The 712-nt window shown below is 60.7% G+C and carries 1 protein-coding gene; it reads left to right on the top strand.

The window, feature by feature from the left end:
* On the top strand, positions 1–645 hold a 645-nt coding region (locus EN964_RS36285), incomplete at its 5' end, for a LysR substrate-binding domain-containing protein (RefSeq protein WP_127277577.1).
* Positions 646–712 lie beyond the last annotated feature (67 nt).

Raw genomic sequence — 712 nt, 5'->3', positions numbered from 1 at the left:
TCGCAGACACGGGAAACACCGCGTGGGCGGCTGCGCATATCCACCCCGATCGTCACCTATCATCTGCTGCTGCCGGTGCTGTCGGAGTTCATGGCACGCTATCCCGAGATCGAGCTCGACATCGATTTCAACGACCGGATCGTCGACGTCATCGACGAGGGTATCGATGTCGCGATCCGCAGCGGCGAACTGCCGGATTCGCGCCTTGTGTCGAGACCCGTTGCGCCCTTTCGCATGCTGCTGTGCGCGGCGCCCTCCTACCTGGACCGCCATGGCGCCCCCAGCGTGCCGGCTGATCTCATCAGACATTTCGGCATAAACTTCCGCTTCCTGAACAGCGGCAGGCTGCTGGAGTGGCCGTTCACTACCGGAAGCGCCGAACCGCAGATCCGCTCGATGCTGACCTGCAACAACATGGAAGCCTTGAAGGGCGCCACGCTCGCCGGCCTCGGCATAGCTTGCATGCCGGATTTCCTGGTGCGCGAGGCGCTGCACGAAGACAGGCTGCGTACCGTCCTCGATGGTCATGTCGACGGCCGTGGCCAGTTCCGGATGCTGTGGCCCTCCAATCGCCATCTGTCGCCGAAGGTGCGCGTCTTCGTTGATTTCCTTCCCGAGCGACTTGCTGCGACAAGCGGCTCGTAGCCAACTCATCGAATAAATATGATTATTATTGTCATGTTTATGTGGAAACATCGGAGCGGCTGTGGCA

This window comes from Mesorhizobium sp. M7A.F.Ca.CA.001.10.2.1 (assembly GCF_003998575.1).
Lineage (GTDB): Bacteria > Pseudomonadota > Alphaproteobacteria > Rhizobiales > Rhizobiaceae > Mesorhizobium.
The sequence above is the reverse complement of the archived record's forward strand: the minus strand, read 5'-3'. Positions and strand labels throughout refer to the sequence as shown.